Here is a 24,456-nt window from a genome sequence, read left to right on the forward strand (position 1 = left end):
CCCCTCCACGCACGCGTACGTCACTCGGCCGTCACCCCTCGACATCCTCGCGGATGCGCTGCGCACCCCGCAGCCGTGCCGGAGCGGCCCGGCGGTTCTCCGCGACCTCTTCCTCCGTGGGGAGTTCGGCGCCGCGCGTGAGCAGCGTGAGCCGGGGCTGGTACTGCTCGGGGACGACGGGCAGTCCGGCCGGCGCCGTATTGCTGGCTCCGGCCGCGAACACCTGCTTGACCAGCCGGTCCTCGAGCGAGTGGTACGACAGGACGGCGATCCGGCCGCCGACCGCGAGCGACTTCACGGCTCCCGGGATCGCCCGCTCGAGCACGCTCAGCTCGCCGTTGACCTCGATGCGCAGGGCCTGGAAGGTGCGCTTGGCCGGGTTGCCGCCGGTGCGCTTGGCGGCCTGTGGCAGGGAGTCGCGGATCAGCTCGACGAGCCGGGCGCTGTTGCTGAACGGCTCCTTCTCGCGCTCGCGCACAATGGCCGAAACAATGCGCTTGGCCTGCTTCTCCTCGCCGTACTGGCGGAGAATCCGCACCAGTTCACCCGGCGGGTACGTGTTGAGGACCTCGGCAGCGCTCATGCCCGTCGTCTGGTCCATGCGCATGTCGAGCGGCGCGTCCTGCGCGTACGCGAAACCGCGGTCGGCCTCGTCGAGCTGCATGGAGGAGACGCCGAGGTCGAACAGGACGCCCTGCACCTTCGGGATGCCCAACCGGTCGAGGACCTCGGGCAGTTCGTCGTAGACGGCGTGCACGAGGGTGGCCCGGTCACCGAAGGGCGCGAGCCGCTCGCCGGACAGCCGCAGCGCTTCCTTGTCGCGGTCGAGCGCGACGAGGCGGCAGGAGGGGAACGTGGAGAGCAGCGCCTCGCTGTGCCCGCCGAGGCCGAGCGTGCAGTCGACGACGACCGCCCCCGGCTGGGCGAGTGCCGGAGCCAACACGTCCAAGCAGCGTTGGAGCATGACCGGAACGTGTCGCTGGCTCAAGGGTCCCTCTCAGGTCCGGCGTGGGGGCGTACGCACTGCCGGGTCCCCGCCCGCTCGTGAAGGGGAAGTGGTCCGTCGGCGCCGGGGAAGTGACGCCGGCCGACCGGAGCGGGAGGAGGCCGAGCCGTACGTACGCGCCGCGCACGCGGGGAGCGTTCCGACAGGTGCCGAGGCGGCAGTGCCGGGATCTCCGTGTTGCATCGTTGCGTGGTTATCTGGGGTCGGCGTCACTTTAGTCCACGGTGCCCCCCGGTCAATCAACCGGTCGACGAAGCCGACTGCGCGTCGCGGCCACGACGGCCCGGAGGCGCGAATCGGGTGAATTCACCCGAGCGGCCGAGGTCGCACCTCCCTGTGGGCACGCTCTGTGGACTCGCTCACAACAACGCTCAATGATGTTCTTTGTCCGCTCTCACAGCGGGCCCGGACCAGGCGTGACGGCTACCGTCATAGCCATGACGACTTCTGCTCACCTCCCCTCTGGAGCCCCCTCCGAAGGCGCCATATCCGCCGACGGCAGCGTGACCGACCGCCTCGTCGACGCGAACGAGCGGTACGCCGCGGCGTTCTCCGACCCCGGCATGGACGCGCGTCCTGTGCTGCAGGTCGCGATCGTCGCCTGCATGGACGCCCGCCTCGACCTGCACGCCGCCCTCGGTCTCGAACTCGGCGACTGCCACACGATCCGCAACGCGGGCGGCGTCGTCACGGATGACGTGATCCGCTCCCTCACCGTCAGCCAGCGCGCGCTCGGCACCCGCAGCGTGGTCCTCATCCACCACAGCGGCTGCGGCCTCGAAGGCCTGACCGAGGACTTCAGGACCGACCTGGAGATGGAGGTCGGCCAGCGCCCCACCTGGGCGGTCGAGGGCTTCCGCAATGTCGACCAGGACGTGCGCCAGTCCATCCAGAAGGTGCGCACCTCCCCCTTCCTGCTGCACACCGACGACGTGCGCGGCTTTGTCTTCGACGTGAAGACGGGCCTGCTGCGGGAGATCGAACCGGCCTGACACCCCGCCCGGCCGCGGTCGACCTTCCTCCCAAAAGGCTCCAAGCCCTGACATATCGCGGCCAGTTGTCCACAGGCGAGTGACACGAACCGGTAACGCCAACAAGAATGCGTGTGTGACATCCGCACGAGCGGCGAACATCTCGTGCGCGCTGTCCGTGTATCGGGGTGGGCCGGTTCGCGTCGTTGCGCGTCGGCTTGGAAAGTACGGGCCGAGGAGGGCTGGGTGACGACCTATGACGATCGAGCGAGCCTCACTGATCTGACCACCACCGCAGAGCGCGTGCGGGGGTCGGTGGAAGCTGTGATCGAGGGCAAGCCGGAGGTCGTACGGCTCTCGCTGACCGTGCTGCTCGCCGAGGGGCACCTGCTCATCGAGGATGTTCCGGGCGTCGGCAAGACGATGCTGGCGAAGGCGCTCGCGCGGTCCATCGACTGCTCGGTGCGCCGCATCCAGTTCACGCCCGACCTGCTGCCCTCGGACATCACCGGGGTGTCGATCTGGGACCAGCAGCGGCGGGACTTCGAGTTCAAGCCGGGCGCGATCTTCGCGCAGATCGTGATCGGGGACGAGATCAACCGCGCGTCCCCGAAGACGCAGTCCGCGCTCCTGGAGTCCTTGGAGGAGCGCCAGGTCACCATCGACGGCACGACCTACGAACTGCCCAGCCCCTTCATGGTGGTGGCCACCCAGAACCCGGTCGAGATGGAGGGCACCTACCCGCTGCCCGAGGCCCAGCGCGACCGCTTCATGGCCCGCGTCTCCATCGGCTATCCGAGCCCGGAGGCCGAGCTGCAGATGCTGGACGTGCACGGCGGCGTGAACCCGCTGGACGACCTGCAGCCGGTGGCGCACGCGCACGAGATCGTGAAGCTCATCGACGCCGTGCGCACGGTCCATGTCGCCGACGCCGTACGGCGCTACGCGGTGGACCTGGTCACCGCCACGCGCACCCACCCCGACCTCAGACTCGGCGCATCCCCGCGCGCGACGCTGCACCTGCTGCGCGCGGCCAAGGCGACCGCGGCCCTCAGCGGCCGCGAGTACGCGCTGCCCGACGACGTGCAGTCGCTGGCCGTGGCGGTCCTCGCGCACCGTCTGCTGCCCACCGCCCAGGCCCAGTTGAACCGGCGCACCGCCGAGCAGGTCGTCCTCGACATCCTGCAGCGCACCCCGGTCCCGGCCGCGGAACCCCGCGCCGCGCAGCCCTTCGATTCGACGACGCCCCCGCTGTACGGCCAGCAGCCGCCCGGTCCGCGGAGGCTGTGATGACGTCGGGGGGACAGGCAGGGAGCTACGCGCCGGATCCGGGGGGCGGATTCACGGACGGCGGCGCGGGCAAGAACGTCGGCGACAAGAGCGGGCTGCGCACCGCCCTCGCCGGACTCACCACGCGCGGCCGTTCGTTCCTGGCCGCCGGCATCGCGGCGGGGATCTGCGCGTACGTCCTCGGGCAGAGCGATCTGCTCCGGGTCGGTCTGCTGCTCGCGGTGCTGCCGCTGGTGTGCGCGGGCGTCCTGTACCGCACCCGCTACCGGGTCGCGGGCAGCCGCAAGCTCTCCCCCGCGCGCGTACCGGCGGGTTCCGAGGCGCGCGTGCACCTGCGCATGGACAACATCTCCCGGCTGCCGACCGGCCTGCTGATGCTCCAGGACCGGGTGCCGTACGTGCTCGGGCCGCGGCCCCGGTTCGTCCTCGACCGGGTCGAGGCGGGGGGCCGCCGCGAGGTGTCCTACCGGGTCCGCTCCGACCTGCGCGGGCGCTATCCGCTGGGGCCGCTGCAGCTGCGCCTGTCCGACCCCTTCGGCATGTGCGAACTGACCCGGTCCTTCTCCACGTACGACAGCCTGACGGTGATCCCGCGCGTGACGGCGCTGCCTCCGGTGCGGCTCACCGGTGAGGCCAAGGGGTACGGGGACGGGCGGCAGCGCTCGCTCGCGCTGGCCGGCGAGGACGACGTGATCCCGCGCGGCTACCGGTACGGGGACGACCTGCGCCGCGTCCACTGGCGACTGACCGCGCGCTACGGCGAGCTGATGGTGCGCCGCGAGGAGCAGCCGCAGCGGGCCCGCTGCACCGTGCTGCTCGACACCCGCGCGCCCGCCTTCCAGGGCGCCGGGCCCGACTCGGCCTTCGAGTGGGCGGTGTCCGCCACGGCCTCCGCCCTGGTGCACATGCTCGAACGAGGCTTCTCCGTCCGCCTGTTGACCGACACGGGCAACGCGGTGCCGGGCGAGGGCACCGACGGCTTCGCGGGCGCCAGCCAGGAGTCGGCCGACGCGGCGGGCCTGATGATGGACACGCTCGCCGTCGTCGACCACTCCGACAGCGGCACGCTCTCCGCCGCGTACGACGTGCTGCGCGGCGGCAACGAAGGACTTCTGGTGGCCTTCTTCGGCGATCTGGACGAGGAGCAGGCCTCCGTCGTCGCCAAGATGCGCCGCCGCAGCGGTGGCGCCCTCGCCTTCCTCCTGGACAGCGGCTCCTGGACCCAGGGCCCCGGGGCGCCGGTCTCGGAGCGCTGCACCGAGCGGCTGCGGATGCTGCAGGAAGCGGGCTGGACCGCGGTGGCCGTGCCGCACGGCGCCTCCCTCGAGGAGCTGTGGCGGCAGGCGGACCGGGAGCGTACGGGACTGTCCGCGCCGGCCGGTCCCCCGCGTTCCCCGAACACTTCAGGGGGTTGGTCATGAGCGGCGGCGCCCGCCTGTCGATCTGCGCCACGCTGGCCACGTTCCTGGCCTCGTGCGCGCTGCTCCCGCTGGTCGACCGGTCCACCTGGCTGATGCAGACCGCGATCCTGCTGGTGATCCAGGCCGTGGTGGGCGCGCTCGCCCGCCGGGTGCCGCTCGCCCGCGCGCTGACCGTGGCGGCGCAGGCCCTGGTGTCGCTGCTGCTGCTCACCGTCCTCTTCGCCCGCGACCAGGCGATCGCCGCGGTCCTGCCGGGCCCCGATGCCTTCCGGCACTTCGGCCAGCTGCTCCAGGCGGGCGGCGAGGACGTGGGCCAGTACGCCATACCGGCGCCGCTGACCGACGGCATCCGGCTGATGCTGGTGGGCGGCGCGCTGGTGATCGGTCTTTTCGTGGACGCCCTCGCGGTGACGTTCCGCAGCGCGGCCCCGGCCGGGCTGCCGCTGCTCGCCCTGTACTCGGTCGCCGCCGGGCTCTCCGAGGGCGGCGCCGACTGGCTGTGGTTCCTGCTCGCGGCCGCCGGCTACCTCCTGCTGCTGCTCGCGGAGGGGCGCGACCGGCTCTCCCAGTGGGGCCGCGTGTTCGGCGGCTCCGGGCGGGTGCCCGGCGCGTCCACGCCCGTGCAGGAGGGCGGCGGCGCCCTCGCCCCGGTCCGCACCGGCCGCCGGATCGGCGCCGTCGCGCTGGGGCTCGCCCTGGTGGTGCCGCTCGCCCTGCCCGCCCTGGACGGCGGGATCCTCGGCCCGTCCGGCAAGGGTGTGCGCGGCGGGACCGGGGGCGGCGGCACGATCTCCGCGGTCAACCCGCTGGTCTCGCTGCAGAACAGCCTGAACCAGCCGGAGGACCGGGAGGTGATGACGTACCGGACGAACACGGACGAGACGTCCGACATGTATCTGCGGATCGTGGCGCTCGACGAGTTCGACGGGACGACCTGGCGCCCCTCCGTGCGCAGCATCGACGACGTGCCCTCCCCTCTGCCGGATCCGCCGGGTCTGGGCGCCGACGTGCGCAGGACCCAGGTGCGGACGTCGATCTCGGCGGCCGACTGGTACGCGCAGGACTGGCTGCCGATGCCCTATCCGGCGACGCAGGTGGGGATCGACGGGCGCTGGCGCTTCGAGCGGGTCGGCCGGACCCTGGTGGGCGACCACGGGCAGACCACGCGCGGGAAGACGTACACCGTCGACAGCCTGATCGTGCGGCCGACACCGCAGCAGCTCGCCGACGCTGGAGCGCCGCCCGGCGACATGGTCCGCGAGTTCACCAAGGTGCCCGCCTCGCTGCCGGACGTGGTGAGCACGACCGCGCTCAAGGTCACCGAGGGCGCGTCGAACAACTACGAGCGTGCCGTGAAGCTGCAGGACTACTTCGCGGTCAACGGCGGCTTCACGTACAACACGGAGGTGCGGGCCGGCAGCGGTTCCGCCGCGATCGCCCGGTTCCTGAGGCAGAAGGAGGGCTTCTGCGTCCACTTCTCCTTCTCGATGGCCGCCATGGCGCGCACGCTGGGCATTCCGGCCCGCGTCGCGGTCGGCTTCACGCCGGGCGTGCCCGCGGGTGAGGGGAAGTACTCGGTGGGCCTGCGCGACGCGCACGCCTGGCCGGAGCTGTACTTCGAGGGCGTCGGCTGGACTCGCTTCGAGCCCACGCCCAACCGCGGCACGGCCCCGGACTACACGGTCGAGAACAACCCGGCGGGCAGCCCCAGCAATCCGGCGGCGCCCAGTGAGTCCGCCTCCGCCACGCCCTCGGCCCCGGAGCCCTCGGCGTCCGAGAGCTGCTCGATCGCCCAGCGCAGGGAGGGCAGCTGCGCCGTCACCGAGCCCGCGATCGTGGGCGCCTCGCCGGACGACGGGCCGCCGTTCGGCACGATCGCCGTGGTCGCCCTGATCGCGCTGCTGGTCGTCGCGGTGCCGCTGCTGCCGATGCTGTGGCGAAGGCGGCTGCGGGCACTACGGCTCGGTTCGGCGGGCCGTACGGACGCGGATGCCGCCGGGCGCACGCTGGCCGCCTGGCGTGAGGTCACGGACACGGCGTGGGACCACGACATCGCGCCGGACGAATCGCAGACCCCGCGGACGGCGGCGGCCCGCATCGTCCGGATCGGTGAACTCGAGCCCGACGCGGCCGACAGCGTGCACCGGGTGGCGGCGGCGGTGGAGCAGGTCCTGTACGCGCCCCGGCCCCGGCCCGCGTCGGGTCTGGGCGAGGACGTGCGCCGCCTGCACGACGATCTGCACGCGAAATCGAGCCGGTCGACGCGGCTGCGTGCAACGTTCGCGCCCCGCTCGACCGTCCGGGTGGTGTGGGCGGCGGGGCGGCGCTGGGAGGCGTTCACGCTGAGCGTGCGCGGCCGATTCACCCGGCCGACGCGGCCGAACCGCCAGGAGGGCTGAGCGGGCCGGTCCGCCAGGGCCGGGGCGGTCCACCAGGGCCGGGCCGGCCGCCACCGCCAGAAGGGTTCTTACAGCCAGGGCTCTACAGCCAAGGAGCCTCGTTACGCAGAAAGGGTGACCGCGCGACGCGGTCACCCTTCACACTCGTATGCCGACGGCCTGTTCCTAGCGGCCGCCGCCGCCCTGCTCGTCCCGGCGGCGCTGCCAGCGCTGCTCGATGCGGTCCATCATGGAGCGCTTCTGTTTGCCCTGCCGTCGGGTCGTTGGCGCGCCCGGCACGGCTCCGGCGGACCCGGCCGCAGGCTGCTCCCCTGGTTTCGGCGCTTTGCGCCAGCCGGTGACGGCGAGCACCGCACACCCCAGCATGACGAGGAACCCCACCACGCTGATCCAGATCTGCTGCGCGACCATTCCTGCCATGAGGAGCGCGATACCCACCAGGAAGCCCACGACTGCCTGGTAGACCCGACGTCGGGTGTATGTACGCAGCCCGCTTCCCTCAAGCGCTGTCGCGAACTTGGGATCTTCGGCGTACAGCGCTCGCTCCATCTGCTCGAGCATGCGCTGCTCGTGCTCCGAGAGCGGCACGGAGTCCTCCTCATCGTGCAGTCGCCGGGGCGACCGGGGGTCCCCTTCAGGATAGGCAGGGAATCGCCCCCGTGAAACCCGCCCCTCTACGCCAACTTCGCCATTACCGACCGCGACACGGCGTCCCGGCTCACAGGGCGACATGCCCCGGAGGCCGACCCGTCATGCCGGACCGTCACCTCAGATCATACGGCGCCGAGCGCCCGATCGGGGGGCCTGTGGCGTACTCCATCAAACGCTGCGCCGCTGATCAGCGGCAGCTCCCGGCCACCGGTCGGCGCGGTCAGCCCTCTTCGGCCACTCGCTTCTCACCGAGCACGTGCAGTTGCGTGGCCACGGCATGGAAGGCGGGCAGCTCGGCGGCGGCCGCCTCGAGCTTCAGCAGCTCCCGCTGCGCGCTCGGCTCCGTGTCCACGAGGACGCCCGGGACGAGGTCCGCGAAGACCCGCACACCGTGCACCGCGCCGACGTCCACTCCGGCCCCACCGAGGAGCTCCGTGAGCTGCTCGGCGGTGAAGCGGCGCGGCACCGGGTCGCCCTCGCCCCAGCGGCCCGCCGGGTCGTCGAGCGCCTGCCTGGCCTCCTTGAAGTGCCCCGCGAGGGCCCGCGCGATGACGGCGCCGCCGAGGCCCGCGGCGAGCAGGCTGAGCACGCCGCCGGAGCGCAGCGCGCCCACGGCGTTGCGCACGCCCTCCGCCGGCTCCTCCACGTACTCGAGGACGCCGTGGCACAGGACCGCGTCGTATCCGTCGCGCTCGACCACGTCGAACAGGCCCGAGACATCGCCCTGGACGCCGCGCACCCGGTCGGCGACTCCGGCCTCCGCCGCCCTGCGCTCCAGGGCGAACAGCGCGTTCGGACTCGGGTCGACGACGGTGACGCGGTGGCCCAGCTGGGCGACCGGCACCGCGAAGTTGCCGCTGCCGCCTCCGGTGTCGAGGACATCGAGGGCCTCGGTCCCCGCCGACTTGGTGCGCCGGTCGAGGGCGTCCTGGAGGACGTCCCAGACCACGGCGGTGCGGAGGGAGGCGCGGGGCCGCGAGGAGTCGGAGCGCGGTGACGTGGTTCGAGGGTGGTGATCCGACACGGCAGGTGACTCCTCGGGGCGGCTCCGACCGGCGGCGGAGCAAGTACTGGTTCGGGCGCCTCCACCCTAATGGGCGCCGCCCCGCGCCCATGCCATCCGTGCGCGAGCCCCTGCGCTACCCGGCGTCCTGAACCTTTCCCCGGCCCGCGCGCTCGTCCCCCTCCCGCCGGGGCTGGGGCAGCACCGGCTGCAGCACGAGCGTGCGCTCGACCAGGCGCAGGAACATCGCCACGTCACGCAGCAGGTCGTCGGCGTCGCGGGCGGTGGCCGCGTCGCGGATGCCCGCCTCCGCGCGCGCCCGCTTCGTGGCGCCCGAGGCGAACAGGGCGCCCCACTCCGCCAGTTCGGGGGCTATCTCGGGGAGCACTTCCCACGCGCTGCGTATCTTGGCGCGGCGCCTGGGCGTGGACTCGGGCCTGCCGCGGGCCGCGAGCACGGCGGCCGCGGTGCGCAGCGCGGCGAGATGGGCCGTGGCGTACCGCTCGTTCGCGGTCTCCAGCACGGACGCCTCGTCGAGTCCTGCGCGGGCCTGGGCGAGCAGATCGAGGGCGGCGGGCGGAGCACCGGCCCGGCGGAGCACCGGGTGGATGTCGCTCGCCGGTCCGGTGGGTGAGGGGGCAGGGCCGGTGGCGCCGCGGCGGCGTGGGGCAGCTGTGGTGGGTGCCTTGCGTCCAGCCATGACGAACCTCCTGTCGTCTGTGTGACGGCACTGTGGCCGTATGTGTCCATCGTGGGGTACGCCACTGACAATCGGCCCTGACCAGGCATTTTGCTTCGATCGGAGGTTCGGGCTAACTTTTGCACTGACCAGTCAGTTCAAAGAAGTGCCCAGGGGGAACCATGGACGGCCCGGCAGACGGGGCGACGAGCGCGGACGAGCACGGGGCGACGGCCGGAGCCTCGGTCGCCGCCACGGAGTTCGGCCTGAAGGGGCCGCGGGGCTGGGCCTTCCGGGGCATCGACCTCGACGCGGCGGCGGGCTCGCTCGTCGCGATCGAGGGCCCCTCCGGCAGCGGGCGCACCTGCCTGCTGCTCGCGCTGACCGGGCGGATGAAGCCGAGCGAGGGCACGGCGCGGGTCGGCGGGATGCGGCTGCCGAAGCAGATGACCGCCGTACGCAGGATGAGCGCGCTCGCGCACGTACCCGGCGTCACCGAGCTCGACCCCGCCCTGACCGTGGCCGAGCACCTGCGGGAACAGGCGCTGCTGCAGCGGCGGTTCGACGGAACGCTCCGCGGGCTGCTGCGCACGCCCGCCGAGCGGCGGGCCGAGGCGAGCCTGCGCATCGACGCCGCGCTCGCCGCCGCGGGGCTCGACACCGAGACGCTGCCGAAGGGCTCCCGCACCTCCGTGCGCGACCTGGAGCGCCTCGAAGCGCTGCGCCTGTCCCTGGCGCTCGCGCTGATCGCCCGGCCGCGCCTGATCGGCGTCGACGACACCGACCTGAAGCTCGCGGACGCCGAGCGGACCGAGATCTGGGCCCAGTTGCGGGCCGTGGCCGACGCGGGCACGACGGTCGTCGCCGTGTGCAGCGAGGCCCCCGAAGGGGCGGTCGTCGTATCGACCGCCCCGGTGAACACCACGAACGACACCACTGACGCCGCGAACGACACCGCGAAGGAGACGGCCGATGCGCTCGCCGAAGCTCGCCGCGCTTGAACTCAGGCGCTTCGGCAGGGGAAAGCTGCCGCGTGCCGCACTCGTCGCGCTCCTGCTGCTGCCGCTGCTCTACGGGGCGCTGTACCTGTGGTCCTTCTGGGACCCGTACGGCAAGCTCGACAAGATCCCCGTGGCGCTCGTCAACGACGACAAGGGGGCGACGGCCGCGGGCAAGAAGGTCACCGCGGGCGACGACATCACCAAGGGGCTGTACGACAGCGACACCTTCCAGTGGCACGAGGTCGACTCCGCGCAGGCCAAGAAGGGCCTGGAGGACGGCACGTACTACCTGTCGCTGACCATGCCGAAGGACTTCAGCAAGCGCATCGCGTCCAGTTCGGGCGACTCCCCCGAGACCGGCGCGCTTCAGGTGCGCACGAACGACGCGAACAACTACATCGTCGGGCAGATCTCCCGGACGGTCTTCTCCGAGGTGCGCTCCGCGGCGTCCAGCAACGCCTCGCGCTCGTTCCTCGACAAGATCTTCGTGTCCTTCTCGGACATCCATGACGCGACGCAGAAGGCGGCCAAGGGCGCGGACCAGCTCGAGGGCGGCATCGGCAAGGCCAAGAAGGGCTCGAAGGACCTGGCCGACGGCCTGAAAGACGCCAAGAAGGGCAGCGGCGACCTGGAGAGCGGTCTGACCAAGCTCACCACCGGAGCCGGTGACCTGGAATCGGGCTCCCGACAGGTCTCCGACGGCACGCAACAGCTCGCCGACAAGGTGAATGGCGCCGCCGACCAGGTACGCCCCTTCCTGAAGAACAACAAGAAGGCGATCGCCGACACGGCGCGGCTCGTCGCCGACTCCGCGGCGGGCGTGCGGCACAACCTGGACGACCTGGTGAGGATCGCCCCCACCGCGCGCACGGGCGCGCACGCGGGCTCCGACGCCCTGGACGCCGTCTACGAAAGGCGCTGCGAGAAGTCGGTCATCGACGACCCCGCCTGCCCGGACCTGAAGAAGGCCAAGACCGCGGCGAACGACGTCGCCAAGATCTCCGACGACCTGAACACGCTCATCCAGGACGAGCACGGGAACCTCGCCCAGATGGACAGCCACCTGGCGACCCTCCAGGAGCAGTCCGAGTCCCTGGCCAAGCACGCCCCGACGCTCGACCAGGACCTCGACAACGCGGTCGCCCAGATCAACAAGCTCAACGACGGGGCCGGCCAGGTCGCCGCGGGCGCCCAGAAGCTGCACACGGGGCTCGGCACGGCGCACTCCGGATCGGCCGAACTCAACTCCGGGGTCGGCGAGTTGAAGACCGGCGCGAACGACCTGAACGGCGGCATGTTCCAGCTGGCCGACGGCTCGGGCAAGCTCGCCGGCGGACTGCACGACGGCGTACAGAAGATCCCCGACTACGACAAGAAGGACCGCGATCAGCGCACCGGGGTGATGGCCGACCCCGTCAAGCTGGCCTCCCAGTCGCTGCACAAGGCGCCCAACTACGGGACGGGCTTCGCCCCGTACTTCATTCCGCTCTCCCTGTGGGTGGGCGCGATGGTCGCCTACATGTTGATCCAGCCGATGAACCGGCGCGCCCTCGCGGCCGGCTCCTCGTCCTGGCGTGTGGCGTTCGCGGGCTGGCTGCCCGTGGCGGCTCTCGGGTTCCTCCAGGTGGCGGCCCTGATGTCCGTACTGCACTGGGCACTTGGTCTTGAGATGCTGCACGCGGCGGGAACCGTCGGTTTCCTGTTCCTGGTCACGGCGTGCTTCGCGGCGATCGTGCAGTGGCTGAACGCACGCTTCGGAGCGGCGGGCCGCATCCTTGTGCTCGCCTTCCTGATGCTGCAGCTGACGTCGGCGGGCGGCACCTATCCGGTGCAGACGAGCCCCGGCTTCTTCAACGCGCTGCACCCGTTCCTGCCGATGAGTTACGTCGTCGAGGCCCTGCGGCGACTGATCTCCGGCGGCGGGCTCGGGCCGGTGTGGCAGGCCTGCGTGGTGCTCACGGCGTTCACGGTGGGCGCGCTCGCCCTCACCGCGTGGACGGCCCGGCGCAAGCAGGTGTGGACGCTGGACCGGCTGCACCCGGAGCTGAGCCTGTGAGCGCGCCCACATCGGCTCCTGTGAGAATCAGGGGCATGGAAAGCAGCACACGGCGCCAGGCCACCCGGCAGAAGCTCTACGAGGCCGCGGTCACGCTCATCGCGGAACAGGGCTTCTCCGCCACCACGGTCGACGAGATCGCCGAGCGGGCCGGGGTGGCGAAGGGCACGGTCTACTACAACTTCGCCAGCAAGTCGGTCCTCTTCGAGGAGCTGCTGCGGCACGGCGTCGGGCTCCTCTCCGCCTCCCTCCGGGAGGCAGCGCAGAAGTCGGACGAGAACGGCGGCAGCAAGGTCGACGCCCTGGACTCGATGATCCGTGCGGGTCTCGAGTTCATCGACCAGTACCCGGCCTTCACCCAGCTCTACGTCGCCGAGCTGTGGCGCACCAACCGTGCCTGGCAGTCCACGCTCGCCGTGGTCCGCAACGAGACGGTGGCCGTGGTCGAGGACGTTCTGCGGTCCGCGGTGGACAGCGGTGAGCTGAGCGAGGAGATCGATGTGCCGCTCACGGCGGCGGCCCTCGTGGGCATGGTCCTCGTGGCCGCCCTGGACTGGCAGGCGTTCCAGCCGGAGCGCTCGCTGGACGATGTGCACGGCGCGCTCTCGCTGCTGCTCCAGGGGCGGGTCGGCGGCGGCCAGCCGCTGACGGGCAAGGCCTGAGGCACGGCTGCCGGGGCCCGGCACAAATGAAGCGCCGGTCCGGCAGGGCCTGTGGTCGTTCTCAGGCCTCACCGGACCGGCGCATCCCCCGTGGATCCCCCGTTTTCCCCCGTGGGATCCCCCGTTCCCCCGTTTCCCCCGTTGGACCCCCGTCAGGTCTCCCCCAGGGCGGTCCCCCGTGCTCACTCCCGCCCTTGCGGGCGAGAGGAGCGGCAAGAGGCACTCGATCCGTTCCGCCGCCCCGTGTCGGCGGTGCCGCATCCGTGCCCCTCTCCGTGGCCTCCACTCTTCCGTCTGCGCAGGTCCGGACCCATCCGCGTACCTACTCATCTCGCCGACTAGGTACGGATACTCAGGCGTGCGTGCTCAGGCCCAGGGGTACTGCGTGCCCGCACTCAGCGGGCCGCCGGCCGGTGCGACCTGGCGGCGGTGTTGTCAGTGGTGGCGGATAAGGTCCCTGGCATGGCACGAATTGCGGTGATCGGCGCGGGGATGGGCGCCATGGCGGCCGCCGCTCGGCTGGCCGTCGCGGGCCACCGACCGGTGGTCTTCGAGCGCGCGTCGACGTACGGCGGGTCACTGGGCCGCATCGAGCGCGACGGCTTCGCGTTCGACACGGGCCCGGGGCTGCTCCATCTGCCCGCGGTCCACCGGGACTTGTTCATCAAGACCGGCAAGGAGCCGCTGGAGGACCTCGTCGGCCTCACCCAGATCGAGCCCGCCGTGCGGCACGTCTTCGCGGACGGCACGACGACGGACCTGCCGAACGCGCGGCGGGCAGGCGTCGCCGAGGCGCTGGACGCGGCGGTCGGCCCGAGGGCGGGCGCGCGCTGGTCCGCGTTCATGAACCGCGCGCGGGACGCCTGGGACCGCTCGCGGCGCCCGCTGCTCGAAGAGCCGCTGTGGCCGAACTGGCAGGTGCTGGCCGACCGCGAGCCGTACCCCGCGGTCGTGCACAAGCGGGTCCTGCGCAAGGACCGCGCGGCGACGACGCTCGCCGAGATCGGCGCGCTCGAGCTGGGCGGGGAGCCGCACCTCGTGGCACTCCTGGAGCAGTACGCGCTGGCGAGCGGCCTCGACCCCCGTACGGCCCCGGCGAGCGCGGCCGTACTGCCCTACATGGAGCAGACGTTCGGGACCTGGGCGGTGACCGGCGGAATGCGCGCCCTCGCGGACGCCGTGCACGCGCGCTGCCTGAAGCGGAAGGTCGAGTTCAGATTCGGCTCGGCCGTCACCCGGATCGTGGAGAAGGACGGACGCGCGGCCGGCGTGGAGCTGGCCGACGGCACCGTGGAGGAAGCCGAGTTCGTGGTGGCGGGCGTCGCCCCGGGCGTGCTCGACGGGCTGCTTCCGGGGCGGCCCGTGCGCTCCGAGGGGCCGGCCCAGCGCGAGTCGGCGTGGCCGAGCCGCCTGACGGTGCACCTCGCGCTGCGCGGGGCCCGGCCGGAGGCCACCCCGCACCGCACGGTGGTGCACGCGGCGGACCGGGACGCCGAGTTGGCCTGGCTCTTCGAAGGCGGCGCGGCGCCTTCGAGACCGACGGTGGCGGTGCTGCGCACCGATGAGCCGGCGGCGGTGCCGGACGCCGAGCACGAGGCGGTGACGCTCACGGTGACCGTGCCGTCGCACGCGCGCGTGGGCGAGGCCGACGTGGAGCGGGTCCTCGCGGCGGCCGAGCGCGCGGTGCCCGACCTGCGCGAGCGGCTGCTGTGGCACGAGGTGCGCACCCCGCAGGACATCGCCGAGGCCACCGGGGCCGAGGGCGGCGCCGTGCCCGCCCCCGCGCTCGCGGCGGCGCGCGGCGAGCTGCTGCACGCGTCGAACACCACGGCCCTGCCCGGTCTGACGACCGTGGGCGGCTGGTCCCACCCGGGCGGCGGCCTGCCGCACGCGGGCATGTCCGGCGCGCTGGTGGCGGGCCTGATCGTGGAGGGGCCGGACTTCCAGGGCTCGCAGTGAGCCCTGGGCGCCTACGTGAACTGCGGTAGCCCGCAAAGAGCCCCGAGCGCCTCAGGCTGCTCGGGGCTCCGCGTTCAGTGACTGGTTCGGTACCTGGTCCGGTACGTGGCTCAGTACCTGTACTGCTGCTCGTTGTACCCGTTGTTGTCGTACCCGGTGTTCGGGTCGTGCTGCGGGTACGCCGGGTACTGCTGCTCGGGCGGCAGTTCACCACCGTAGTCCTGCTGCCCGTCGCCGTTGCGCTGCTGCGGCACCCAGACGCCGCCGGGAGGCGTGTCACCGCCGTAGCCCGGAGCCGTCGCGTACGGGTCGGCGTAGCCCTGCCCGGTGGCGTACGGGTCGCCGTACTGGGGCTGCGCCGGGTAGGTCTGCGTGCCGATGTACGGGTCCGAGTACGGGGCGGCGTACGGCTGCTGAGCCGGGTCGTAGCCGTAGCTCTGCTGGTCGTAGCCGTAGGACCCGGCGTCGTAGCCGTAGTCCTGCGTCCCGTGCGCCGCTTGGGCGGTCTGGGCGTACGGCGAGTCCTGGTAGACGCCGTACTGGCTGGTGTCGTCGGGCATCGGCTCGGGGGCGTACACCGCCGTGCTCTCGGCCGCCGACTCCGGGACCTGCGCGTACTCGGGGACCGGCGCGTACTCCTGCGGCGCCTGCTCGTACTCCAGATCCGAGACCTGGAGCGTCGGGTCCTGGTGCAGCTCCTTCTCGGAGCGCCGCCCCCCGCCCATGCCGGGAACACCCGGCACACCCTTGAGCGCCCAGCCCGCGGCGAACCCGCGGCGGAACGACAGCGTGACGTATGTCTGCCCGATCGCGAACGCGATGGCCCCGACCCCGATGACGTACACCGACGGAATGAGGACACCGATCACGACTCCGAGGAAGCCGCCGAAGGCCAGCAGCCGCCAGCGCAGCCGCGCCTTGTACTGCAGCAGGACCTCACCGAGGAGCCACAGTGCCACCAGTCCGAACGCGACATAGAGGACCGCCCAGCCCATGTACGCCCCTCTCGTACGGCCGTAGCCCTGGTGGGTACGGCGAAGTCAGCCCCGCTCTTGGTGCAGGCCCAGGTTCTCGTAGATCTCCAACGTTGCCGTGGAGTTGTTGAGCGTAATGAAGTGCAGACCCGGCACTCCCTCGTCAAGCAGCTTGGCGCAAAACTCCGTAGCGAACTCGATGCCAATGGAGCGTACAGCGGCTGGATCGTCTTTTGCTGTGAGGATTCGCTCTTTCAACTCCGGAGGGAAGTCCGCGTTGCTCAGCTTGGGCAGGCGTTCGAGCATGCGCACGCTCGTCACCGGCATGCATTCCGGGATGATCGGCGTCTCGCAGCCGGCCGCCGCGACCTTGTCGCGCAGTCGCAGGTACTCCTCCGGGTAGAAGAACATCTGCGTGATCGCGTAATCGGCGCCCGCGCGGCACTTGTCGACGAAGTGCCGCACGTCGGAGTCCCAGTCCGCGGAGCGCGGGTGCATCGCGGGGAATGCGGCGACGCCGACGCAGAAGTCCCCGGACTCCTTGATCAATTCAACGAGTTCGGCCGCGTACGTGAGGCCCTCGGGGTGCGAGATCCAGTCGCCCATGGGGTCGCCGGGCGGGTCTCCGCGGACCGCGAGCATGTTCCGGATCCCGGCGTCGGCGTACTGGCCGATGATGTTGCGCAGTTCGGCGACCGAGTGCTCGACGGCGGTGATGTGGGCCACCGGCGTCAGCGTCGTGTCGGCGACGATCTGCTGGGTCTCCTTGACGGTGCCCGCGCGCGTGGAGCCGCCCGCGCCGTACGTCACGGAGACGAAGTCGGGCGAGACCGCCTCTACCCTGCGCAGGGCGTTCCACAGGTTGCGCTCGCCCTTCGGGGTCTTCGGCGCGGAGAACTCGAACGAGAAAGCCGTCTTGCCGGGCGCGAGCATGTCGCGCACGGTGCGGGCACGATCAGTCCTGGTGGAAGCGGTACCTAGGGCCATACGGGCAGGTTACTGACGGATATCCAAAGCCCCTAATCCCCGTCCACCTTGCGGACAGGGGCACGCAGCGGCCGTGCCGGAGGGGTCGCGCAGGTCAGGCGGCGCGCAGGCGCTTCGCGAACTCGGCTGCCGCGGCCGCCGGATCGTCGGCCTCCGTGATGGCCCGGACGACGACGGCTCTGCGGGCGCCGGCCTCCAGCACCTCGTCCAGGTTCGTGAGGTCGATGCCGCCGATCGCGAACCAGGGGCGGTCCGTGTCCAGGCCCGCCGTGTAACGCACCAGGTCCAGGCCGGGGGCGTAGCGCCCGGGCTTGGTCGGGGTCGGCCAGCAGGGGCCCGTGCAGAAGTAGTCCACGCCCTCCTGGACGGCGGCCGCGGCGGCCTCGTCCTCGGCGTGCGTGGAGCGGCCGATGAGCACGTCCTCGCCGAGGACGGCGCGGGCCGCGGGGACCGGCAGGTCGCCCTGGCCCAGGTGCAGCACGTCCGAGCGGATCGCGTGGGCGACGTCCGCCCGGTCGTTGACCGCGAAGAGCTTGCCGTGGCGGCGGGCCGCATCGGCGAACACCTGGAGGTGCTCCAGCTCCTCGCCGGCCTCCATGCCCTTGTCGCGCAGCTGCACGATGTCGACGCCGCCGGCCAGCACGGCGTCGAGGAACTCCGGCAGATCGCCCTGGCGCCTGCGCGCGTCGGTGCACAGGTAGAGCCGCGCATCGGCGAGCAGCGCGCGCTTGGACGATTCCGCCATGAAGTCCCCCCGTGGGTCGTGCGATGTCGGTGGCGTGCGCACCACGAGAATCGCGGTGCGCACGCCGGACGGTTGTCAGCTCAGAGGGCGAGCGCCTGGGCGCGGCGCTTCACCTCCGTACCGCGATTCTCGCTCAAGGCCTGCGCGGGCGTGCCCGGCAGGCTCGGGTCGGAGGTGAAGAGCCACTCCAGCATCTCTTCGTCACTGAAGCCGTCGTCCCTCAGAACCGTCAGGAGGCCGACGAGCCCCTTGACGATCTTGTCGCCGTCGATGAAGGCGGCGGGCACGTACAGCGCCCTGTTCTCACCGCGGCGCACGGCGATCAGCTGGCCTTCCTTGACCAGCTGTCGCACGCGCGTCACCTCGACATCGAGCTGTTCCGCGATGTCGGGGAGGGCGAGCCAGGCAGGGACAAGAGCATCGATCTTTGCGTCAATCTCGGTCACACGACAAGCGTGCCATCCCGGACTGACACTCGGAAGCCGAGCCGGTGCGGATGGGCCACGACTCCTCCCGTTTCGCCCCTTCTGTCACGCCTTGGAGGCCACCGCGGACTTCAGCGGGCGGGCCGGATCCGCGAGGAGCTCCGGGTCGAGCGCGGTCCCCGCCTGGATGAGTTTGCGCCCCTGGGCCAGGTCACGCGGCTTGCCGACGGCGAGGACCGCCACCAGGGCGCCGTCACGCAGCCAGCACACCGACCAGGCCGCGCCGGCGGGGTCGCCGCGCCACACCGTCGTGTCGGCGCCCGCGTGGTGCCCGGCGTACTGCACGAACCGGCCGAACTGCTCGGACCAGAAGTAGGGCACCGGGTCGTACACCGCCGGGGTCTCGCCGACGATGTTCGCCGCCACCGTGCGCGGCCCCTGCAGCGCGTTGTCCCAGTGGTGGACCATGAGGCGCTCCCCGTAGCGCTCCGAGGGGAACGAGGAGCAGTCCCCCACCGCGTACACGTCGGGCACGGATGTGCGCAGCCCGTCGTCCGCGAGGACCTCGCGGTGGGCGCCGAGCTCGATGCCGGAGCCGGCCAGCCAGCGGGTGGCGGGGCGGGCGCCGATGCCGACGACGACGGCTCCCGCGGGCAGCCGCGTGCCGTCGTCGAGGACGACGACGCCCGGCTCGACGCTCTCCACGCGCGCGTTGGTGCGCAGCTGCGCTCCGGCGTCGGCGTACCAGGCCGCCATGGGGGCGGCGATCTCGGCGGGCAGCGCCCCGGTCAGCGGCCGGTCGGCGGCCTCCACCACCGTGACCCGGCAGCCGGCCTCGCGGGCCGCGGTGGCGAACTCGGCGCCGATCCAGCCGGCACCCACGACCACCACGTCGTGCTGCTCCGCAAGGACGGGCCGAAGCCGCTCGGCGTCGTCGAGCGTGCGCAGCAGGTGCACGCCGGGGGCGGACCGCGCGCCCGGCAGCTGCACGGGCTCGGCGCCGGTCGCCACGACCAGCACGTCGTACGGGACCGGGCCATCGGCCGTGTCGAGCTCGTGGTCGCCGGGCCGCAGCCCTGTCACCTCGCGGCCCAGTTCCAGGGAGACGCCGAGCGCCTCGAAGTCCACGTCGAAGGCCGAGCCCTCGGCCTTGCCGAGCAGCACCGCCTTGGACAGCGGTGGCCGGTCGTACGGCTGGTGGGGTTCGGCGCCGAGCAGCGTGACCGCGCCGGTGAAGCCCTGCTCGCGCAGCGCCACCGCCGTCTGCACACCGGCCATGCCCGCGCCCACGATGACGACGTTCCGCTGCCCCGAAGGCGCTCCGCTCCCGCTCCGCTGCTCGCTCACGGGATCAACCTTAGGCACGCGATCTTGCGTCGGTCAGCGGTGCGGGCCACTCCCGCGCCGTGACGTCCTGCACATGTGCCGGCGGTTTAGCGATCAAGGCAAGGGCGGCGCCGCGGCGTTCACACCCGGCCGGGGAGCTCCTCGACCACGCTGGTGCCGCTGCCTTCCTGCGACTCCCACTCCCAGGTCTCGTCGAGGCGCACCCGGCCGTCCGGGAGCTCGGACACGGTCGAGACGCAGTGCCCGGAGGAGGTCGTTCCGTCGGTCTTCAGCTGTACGTAGCGGAAGTCGATCCCGTCCCCGGAGCGCGTGCCCACAAGGTGCCCCTCCACGACATCGCCGCCTACGTAAGCGGCCGAAATCCGGCCGTCCTTCTCCCGGTACGTGAAGCGGGTCCGCGTACCCACCTGACCCGGGGCCTGGTCGACAACGGGGGACAGAACAAGACCGTCAAGAGAACGGGCCACGAGCTGAGACTCCCTTACTGGAGGCCATGGTGAACGGCTAGGGTGGCCAACGTAGAGCACTCGCGGGAGCCCGTACGCAGCGGGCTGAGAGGGAGGCTGGAGCGGCCTTCGACCGTACGAACCTGATCCGGGTCATACCGGCGAAGGGAGGGGCTTGACGCCCATGTCGTCGACGCCATCCGTTCATTCGCACACCTGCGACGTCCTCGTCGTCGGTGGCGGCATCATCGGTCTCGTCACCGCCTGGCGGGCCGCGCAGCGCGGTCTCTCCGTCGCGGTCGCGGACCCCGAACCCGGCGGCGGGGCCGCCCAGGTGGCGGCCGGAATGCTGGCCGCCGTCACCGAACTCCACCACGGCGAGCAGACGTTGCTCGGCCTGAACCTCGCCTCCGCGCGCCGCTACCCGGACTTCGCGGCCGAGCTGTCGGAGGCCACCGGGCAGGACCTCGGCTACCGCGCGTGCGGCACGCTCGCGGTCGCGCTCGACGCCGACGACCGCGCGCACCTGCGCGAACTGCACGCGCTGCAAACGAAGTCGGGGCTCGAGTCCGAGTGGCTCTCGGGCCGCGACTGCCGCCGCCTCGAACCGATGCTCGCGCCGGGCGTGCGCGGCGGACTGCGCGTCGACGGGGACCACCAGATCGACCCGAGAAGGCTCGCGGGCGCCCTCGTGACGGCCTGCGAGCGCTCCGGCGTGACCTTCCACCGGTCGTGGGCCGAAAGGCTCCGTGTCGTCCGCGACCGGGCGTGCGGCGCGGTCCTCGCCGACGGCACCGAACTCGCCGCGGACCAGGTCGTGCTGGCGGCGGGCAGCCGCAGCGGACAGCTCGCGGGGGTGCCCGACGCGGTGCTGCCGCCGGTCCGCCCCGTGAAGGGCGAGGTGCTGCGCCTGACGGTGCCGAAGCGGTACGCACCCTTCCTCAGCCGCACGGTCCGCGCGGTCGTGCGCGGCGGCCACATCTACCTGGTGCCGCGCGTCAACGGCGAGCTCGTCGTGGGCGCCACGAGCAACGAACTCGGCTGGGACACCACGGTCACCGCGGGAGGCGTCTACGAACTCCTGCGGGACGCCCACGAACTCGTCCCCGGCATCACCGAACTCCCGCTCACCGAGACCCGCGCGGGCCTGCGCCCCGGCTCCCCCGACAACGCACCGCTGCTGGGGCCGACCGCCCTGCCCGGCCTCCTCCTGGCGACCGGCCACTACCGCAACGGCGTGCTCCTGACGCCGATCACCGGCGACGCCATGGCGCACGTCCTGACCACGGGTGAACTCCCGGAAGAAGCCCGCCCGTTCACACCGCAACGCTTCGGCACAGCCCTCCTGGAGCAGCCCGCATGAAGGTCCACATCAACGGCGAACCGCGCACCGTAGTAGCGGGCACCACGCTCGACCTCCTGGTCACCACGCTCACCACCGCCCCAAAGGGCGTCGCCGCCGCGCTCAACGAAATCGTCGTCCCCCGCACCCAATGGCCCGCCACGGCGCTCTCCGATGGAGACCGCGTCGAGGTCCTCACGGCCGTACAAGGAGGCTGAACCGTCCATGGCCGACGACACTTTCGTCCTCGGGGGCGACGCGTACTCCTCGCGTCTGATCATGGGTACGGGCGGGGCGCCCAGCCTCGACGTCCTGGAGCGCTCCCTGGTGGCCTCCGGGACCGAACTCACCACCGTGGCGATGCGCCGGGTGGACGCGAGCGTGCACGGCTCGGTGCTCTCCGTCCTGGAGAAGCTGAACATCCGGGTGCTGCCCAACACGGCGGGCTGCTTCACCGCGGGAGAGGCCGTCCTGACGGCCCGCCTCGCGCGCGAGGCGCTCGGTACGGACCTGGTGAAGCTGGAGGTCATCGCCGACGAGCGCACCCTGCTGCCCGATCCGATCGAGCTGCTCGACGCGGCGGAGACGCTGGTGGACGACGGCTTCACGGTCCTGCCGTACACGAACGACGACCCGGTCCTGGCCCGCAAGCTGGAGGACGTGGGCTGCGCGGCGATCATGCCGCTCGGCTCCCCCATCGGCTCCGGGCTCGGCATCCGCAACCCGCACAACTTCCAGCTGATCACCGAGCACGCGCGCGTGCCGGTGATCCTGGACGCGGGCGTGGGCACGGCCTCCGATGTGACACTCGCCATGGAGCTCGGCTGCGCCGGTGTGATGCTCGCCTCGGCGGTGACCCGCGCGCAGGAGCCCGTCCTCATGGCCGAGGCCATGCGGCACGCGGTGGAGGCGGGGCGGCTCGCGTTCCGCGCCGGGCGCATCCCCAAGCGCCATTTCGCGGAGGCGTCCTCGCCCATGGAGGGGCGCGCGCACCTGGATCCGGAGCGCCCCGCCTTCTGACGCGGGCGCACGGCGGCGCCGGTCACAGCTGTGCTGCAGTACGGGCCCGGTCCTGCGGCACGAGAGCTGAGTGTCGGTCACTCCTCGTACACTCGCCTGCGTGGACACGACCCTTCAGGACCCGTTGCTCGGGCACGTGCTCGACGGCAGGTACCGCGTCGACGCACGCATCGCGGTCGGCGGGATGGCCACGGTCTACCGGGCCGTGGACACCCGCCTCGACCGCGTGCTCGCGCTCAAGGTGATGCACCCCTCGCTGGCCGCCGACGCCTCGTTCGTGGACCGTTTCATCCGCGAGGCCAAGTCGGTGGCCCGCCTCTCGCACCCCAACGTCGTGGGGGTCTTCGACCAGGGCACCGACGGCGCGTACGTGTATCTGGCGATGGAGTACGTCGCCGGCTGCACCCTGCGCGACGTGCTGCGCGACCGGGGCGCGCTGCGGCCCCGCGCCGCCCTCGACATCCTGGAGCCGGTCCTCGCCGCACTGGGCGCGGCCCACCGCGCCGGCTTCGTGCACCGCGACATGAAGCCGGAGAACGTCCTGATAGGGGACGACGGCCGGGTCAAGGTGGCGGACTTCGGCCTGGTCCGCGCGGTGGACACGGTCACGAGCACGACGGGCGCGGTCCTCGGCACGGTCTCGTACCTGGCGCCCGAGCAGATCGAGAACGGCACGGCGACACCGAGCGTCGACGTCTACGCGTGCGGTGTCGTGCTCTACGAAATGCTCACGGGCGGCAAGCCGCACGCGGGCGAGTCCCCCGCCCAGATCCTCTACAAGCACCTCCACGAGGACGTTCCCCCGCCCTCGGCCGCGGTCCCCGGCCTCCCCTACGAGCTCGACGAACTGGTCGCGTCGGCGACGGCGCGCACCCCCGAGGTGCGCCCGCACGACGCCGTGGCCCTTCTCGGGCAGGCCAGGGGCGCCCGGTCGGCGCTCACCGACGCCCAGTTGGACACGGTGCCGCCGCAGGCGCTCGACACGGAGCACGTGGGGGCAGACGACCGTACGAGCGTGATCCCGCGCGCGCTGGGCACGTCCGTACAGCTGCCGCTGCCCACGGACTCCGCGGACCAGGCGCAGCTCAACCGGACGAGCCGCCTGGAGATGCCGCCGCCCATGCCGCCCACGGCCCCCGGGCCTGCGCACGGCAGCGGTCGCGGTCGCGGCCCGCAGCGCCGCACCCTCGCGATCCTCGCGGCGGTCCTGCTGGTCCTCGGCCTCGGCACCGGTGTCTGGTACATCAACTCCGGCCAGTTCACGAAGGTCCCGTCCGTCCTCAACCAGACGCAGACGCAGGCCGAGAAGCGCCTGGCCGACGCGGGCCTGGAGCGGGGCACGGTCACCCGCGCGTACAGCGACACGTACAAGCGCGGCACCGTCATGGACAGCGACCCGGGTTCCGGCGACCGCATCCGCAACGGCGGCACGGTGGACCTGACCGTGTCCAGGGGCGCGAAGACCGTGAAGGTCCCCGACCTCAGCGACACCCCGCTGAACCAGGCGAAGAGCGAACTCAAGAAGCGCGACCTCGAACCGGGCATGACCACCAAGAAGTTCAGCGACCAGATCTCCAAGGGCTCGGTGATCAGCACGGATCCCGGCGCGGGCGCGACCCGCAAGGCCGGTTCCGCCGTCGCCCTGGTCGTCTCCAAGGGCTCCCCCGTCGACGTCCCCGATGTCACGGGCGAGTCCGAGCAGGACGCCATCGCCGACCTCGAGGACGCGGGCCTGAAGGTCGAGATCTCCACGAAGCGGGTCAACTCCGAGGAGGACAAGGGCAGTGTCGCCCGGCAGTCCCCCGCCGAGGGCAAGCAGCTCGCCGAGGGCGACACGGTGACCCTGACGATCTCCAAGGGCCCCGTCATGGTCGAGGTCCCCGACGTCACGGGCCTGAAGGTCGACGAGGCGAAGTCGCGGCTCGGCGCGGCGGGCTTCGACGTGGAGGAGAACCGCGGGCTGCTCGGCCTGTTCGGTGACACGGTCAAGAGCCAGTCCGTGGAGGGCGGCGACGAGGCCCCGAAGGGCTCCAGCATCACGATCACCATCCGGTAGCGGCGGCCCGGCCCCG

22 protein-coding genes and 1 riboswitch are annotated in these 24,456 nt (G+C 72.0%); of the genes, 12 read left to right on the top strand and 10 right to left on the bottom strand.

What is annotated here, in order from left to right:
* Positions 1 to 31: 31 nt before the first annotated feature.
* Entirely contained in the window at positions 32 to 988 is a 957-nt protein-coding gene (rsmH, locus tag ACYSUO_RS26965; RefSeq protein ID WP_426904077.1) for a 16S rRNA (cytosine(1402)-N(4))-methyltransferase RsmH, read from the bottom strand.
* Positions 989 to 1,380: 392 nt separating this feature from the next.
* Between rsmH and ACYSUO_RS26970 the strand changes: the two genes are divergently transcribed.
* The 4 genes from ACYSUO_RS26970 (at position 1,381) to ACYSUO_RS26985 (ending at position 7,087) form a co-directional block, all read left to right on the top strand.
* Positions 1,381 to 1,998, top strand: a complete 618-nt coding sequence (locus ACYSUO_RS26970; protein ID WP_461778836.1) for a beta-class carbonic anhydrase — start codon at positions 1,381 to 1,383, stop codon at positions 1,996 to 1,998.
* A 225-nt stretch (positions 1,999 to 2,223) separates the two neighbouring features.
* Positions 2,224 to 3,267 (top strand): AAA family ATPase, encoded by a 1,044-nt coding sequence (locus ACYSUO_RS26975; RefSeq protein ID WP_461778837.1) that lies wholly within the window; start codon positions 2,224 to 2,226, stop codon positions 3,265 to 3,267.
* Positions 3,267 to 4,688 carry a DUF58 domain-containing protein gene (locus ACYSUO_RS26980; RefSeq protein WP_461778838.1) on the top strand — a complete coding sequence of 474 codons (1,422 nt, stop codon included), beginning with the start codon at positions 3,267 to 3,269 and terminating at the stop codon, positions 4,686 to 4,688. The genes ACYSUO_RS26975 and ACYSUO_RS26980 overlap by 1 nt, the downstream gene beginning before the upstream one ends.
* On the top strand, positions 4,685 to 7,087 hold the full coding sequence (locus ACYSUO_RS26985) for a transglutaminase TgpA family protein (RefSeq protein ID WP_461778839.1): 2,403 nt from the start codon (positions 4,685 to 4,687) through the stop codon (positions 7,085 to 7,087). The genes ACYSUO_RS26980 and ACYSUO_RS26985 overlap by 4 nt, the downstream gene beginning before the upstream one ends.
* Positions 7,088 to 7,252: 165 nt before the next feature.
* On the opposite strand, the gene ACYSUO_RS26990 is transcribed toward ACYSUO_RS26985, so the two are convergent.
* From ACYSUO_RS26990 to ACYSUO_RS27000, 3 genes are all read right to left on the bottom strand, one after another.
* Positions 7,253 to 7,675: a DUF3040 domain-containing protein gene (locus ACYSUO_RS26990; RefSeq protein WP_461778840.1), complete on the bottom strand. Its 423-nt coding sequence runs from the start codon at positions 7,673 to 7,675 to the stop codon at positions 7,253 to 7,255.
* Positions 7,676 to 7,958: 283 nt separating this feature from the next.
* On the bottom strand, positions 7,959 to 8,762 hold the full coding sequence (locus ACYSUO_RS26995; protein WP_461778841.1) for a methyltransferase: 804 nt from the start codon (positions 8,760 to 8,762) through the stop codon (positions 7,959 to 7,961).
* Positions 8,763 to 8,877: 115 nt separating this feature from the next.
* Entirely contained in the window at positions 8,878 to 9,441 is a 564-nt protein-coding gene (locus ACYSUO_RS27000) for an SAV_6107 family HEPN domain-containing protein (RefSeq protein WP_461778842.1), read from the bottom strand.
* Positions 9,442 to 9,602: 161 nt separating this feature from the next.
* Here ACYSUO_RS27000 and ACYSUO_RS27005 point away from each other — a divergent pair, with 161 nt between their 5' ends.
* The 4 genes from ACYSUO_RS27005 to ACYSUO_RS27020 all read left to right on the top strand — a co-directional run bounded on the left by ACYSUO_RS27005 (position 9,603) and on the right by ACYSUO_RS27020 (position 15,098).
* Positions 9,603 to 10,421, top strand: coding sequence for an ATP-binding cassette domain-containing protein (locus ACYSUO_RS27005; protein ID WP_461778843.1), 819 nt, complete (start codon positions 9,603 to 9,605; stop codon positions 10,419 to 10,421).
* Entirely contained in the window at positions 10,393 to 12,477 is a 2,085-nt protein-coding gene (locus ACYSUO_RS27010; RefSeq protein WP_461778844.1) for a YhgE/Pip family protein, read from the top strand. The genes ACYSUO_RS27005 and ACYSUO_RS27010 overlap by 29 nt, the downstream gene beginning before the upstream one ends.
* Positions 12,478 to 12,512: 35 nt before the next feature.
* Positions 12,513 to 13,139, top strand: a complete 627-nt coding sequence (locus ACYSUO_RS27015; protein WP_461778845.1) for a TetR/AcrR family transcriptional regulator — start codon at positions 12,513 to 12,515, stop codon at positions 13,137 to 13,139.
* Positions 13,140 to 13,601: 462 nt separating this feature from the next.
* Positions 13,602 to 15,098 carry a phytoene desaturase family protein gene (locus ACYSUO_RS27020; protein WP_461778846.1) on the top strand — a complete coding sequence of 499 codons (1,497 nt, stop codon included), beginning with the start codon at positions 13,602 to 13,604 and terminating at the stop codon, positions 15,096 to 15,098.
* Positions 15,099 to 15,208: 110 nt separating this feature from the next.
* Here the strand turns inward: ACYSUO_RS27020 and ACYSUO_RS27025 are convergent, their stop codons facing one another.
* The 6 genes from ACYSUO_RS27025 to ACYSUO_RS27050 all read right to left on the bottom strand — a co-directional run bounded on the left by ACYSUO_RS27025 (position 15,209) and on the right by ACYSUO_RS27050 (position 20,043).
* Positions 15,209 to 16,093 (bottom strand): hypothetical protein, encoded by an 885-nt coding sequence (locus tag ACYSUO_RS27025; protein ID WP_461778847.1) that lies wholly within the window; start codon positions 16,091 to 16,093, stop codon positions 15,209 to 15,211.
* Positions 16,094 to 16,138: 45 nt separating this feature from the next.
* Positions 16,139 to 17,059, bottom strand: coding sequence for a methylenetetrahydrofolate reductase [NAD(P)H] (gene metF, locus ACYSUO_RS27030; protein WP_266720542.1), 921 nt, complete (start codon positions 17,057 to 17,059; stop codon positions 16,139 to 16,141).
* Positions 17,060 to 17,153: 94 nt separating this feature from the next.
* A complete protein-coding gene (thiE, locus tag ACYSUO_RS27035; RefSeq protein ID WP_461778848.1) occupies positions 17,154 to 17,804 on the bottom strand; it encodes a thiamine phosphate synthase in 651 nt (216 codons plus the stop codon).
* An 80-nt stretch (positions 17,805 to 17,884) separates the two neighbouring features.
* Positions 17,885 to 18,250 carry an Rv2175c family DNA-binding protein gene (locus ACYSUO_RS27040; RefSeq protein WP_461778849.1) on the bottom strand — a complete coding sequence of 122 codons (366 nt, stop codon included), beginning with the start codon at positions 18,248 to 18,250 and terminating at the stop codon, positions 17,885 to 17,887.
* 84 nt (positions 18,251 to 18,334) lie between these two features.
* The gene (locus tag ACYSUO_RS27045) at positions 18,335 to 19,576 is read right to left on the bottom strand and encodes an NAD(P)/FAD-dependent oxidoreductase (protein WP_461778850.1); all 1,242 of its coding nucleotides are present in this window, start codon (positions 19,574 to 19,576) and stop codon (positions 18,335 to 18,337) included.
* A gap of 119 nt (positions 19,577 to 19,695) precedes the next feature.
* A complete protein-coding gene (locus ACYSUO_RS27050) occupies positions 19,696 to 20,043 on the bottom strand; it encodes a hypothetical protein (RefSeq protein ID WP_461778851.1) in 348 nt (115 codons plus the stop codon).
* Positions 20,044 to 20,095: 52 nt separating this feature from the next.
* A riboswitch (TPP riboswitch) is annotated at positions 20,096 to 20,209 on the top strand.
* On the opposite strand from ACYSUO_RS27050, the gene thiO reads away from it, so the two are divergent.
* From thiO to pknB, 4 genes are all read left to right on the top strand, one after another.
* A complete protein-coding gene (thiO, locus tag ACYSUO_RS27055; RefSeq protein WP_461778852.1) occupies positions 20,207 to 21,385 on the top strand; it encodes a glycine oxidase ThiO in 1,179 nt (392 codons plus the stop codon). Its footprint overlaps the riboswitch before it by 3 nt.
* The gene (gene thiS, locus ACYSUO_RS27060) at positions 21,382 to 21,582 is read left to right on the top strand and encodes a sulfur carrier protein ThiS (RefSeq protein ID WP_266720532.1); all 201 of its coding nucleotides are present in this window, start codon (positions 21,382 to 21,384) and stop codon (positions 21,580 to 21,582) included. The genes thiO and thiS overlap by 4 nt, the downstream gene beginning before the upstream one ends.
* A 7-nt stretch (positions 21,583 to 21,589) precedes the next feature.
* Positions 21,590 to 22,384 carry a thiazole synthase gene (locus tag ACYSUO_RS27065; protein ID WP_461778853.1) on the top strand — a complete coding sequence of 265 codons (795 nt, stop codon included), beginning with the start codon at positions 21,590 to 21,592 and terminating at the stop codon, positions 22,382 to 22,384.
* Positions 22,385 to 22,484: 100 nt separating this feature from the next.
* Positions 22,485 to 24,440, top strand: coding sequence for a Stk1 family PASTA domain-containing Ser/Thr kinase (pknB, locus tag ACYSUO_RS27070; RefSeq protein ID WP_461778854.1), 1,956 nt, complete (start codon positions 22,485 to 22,487; stop codon positions 24,438 to 24,440).
* Positions 24,441 to 24,456: the final 16 nt, after the last annotated feature.

The sequence above is a fragment of the Streptomyces sp. UC4497 genome, assembly GCF_054871485.1.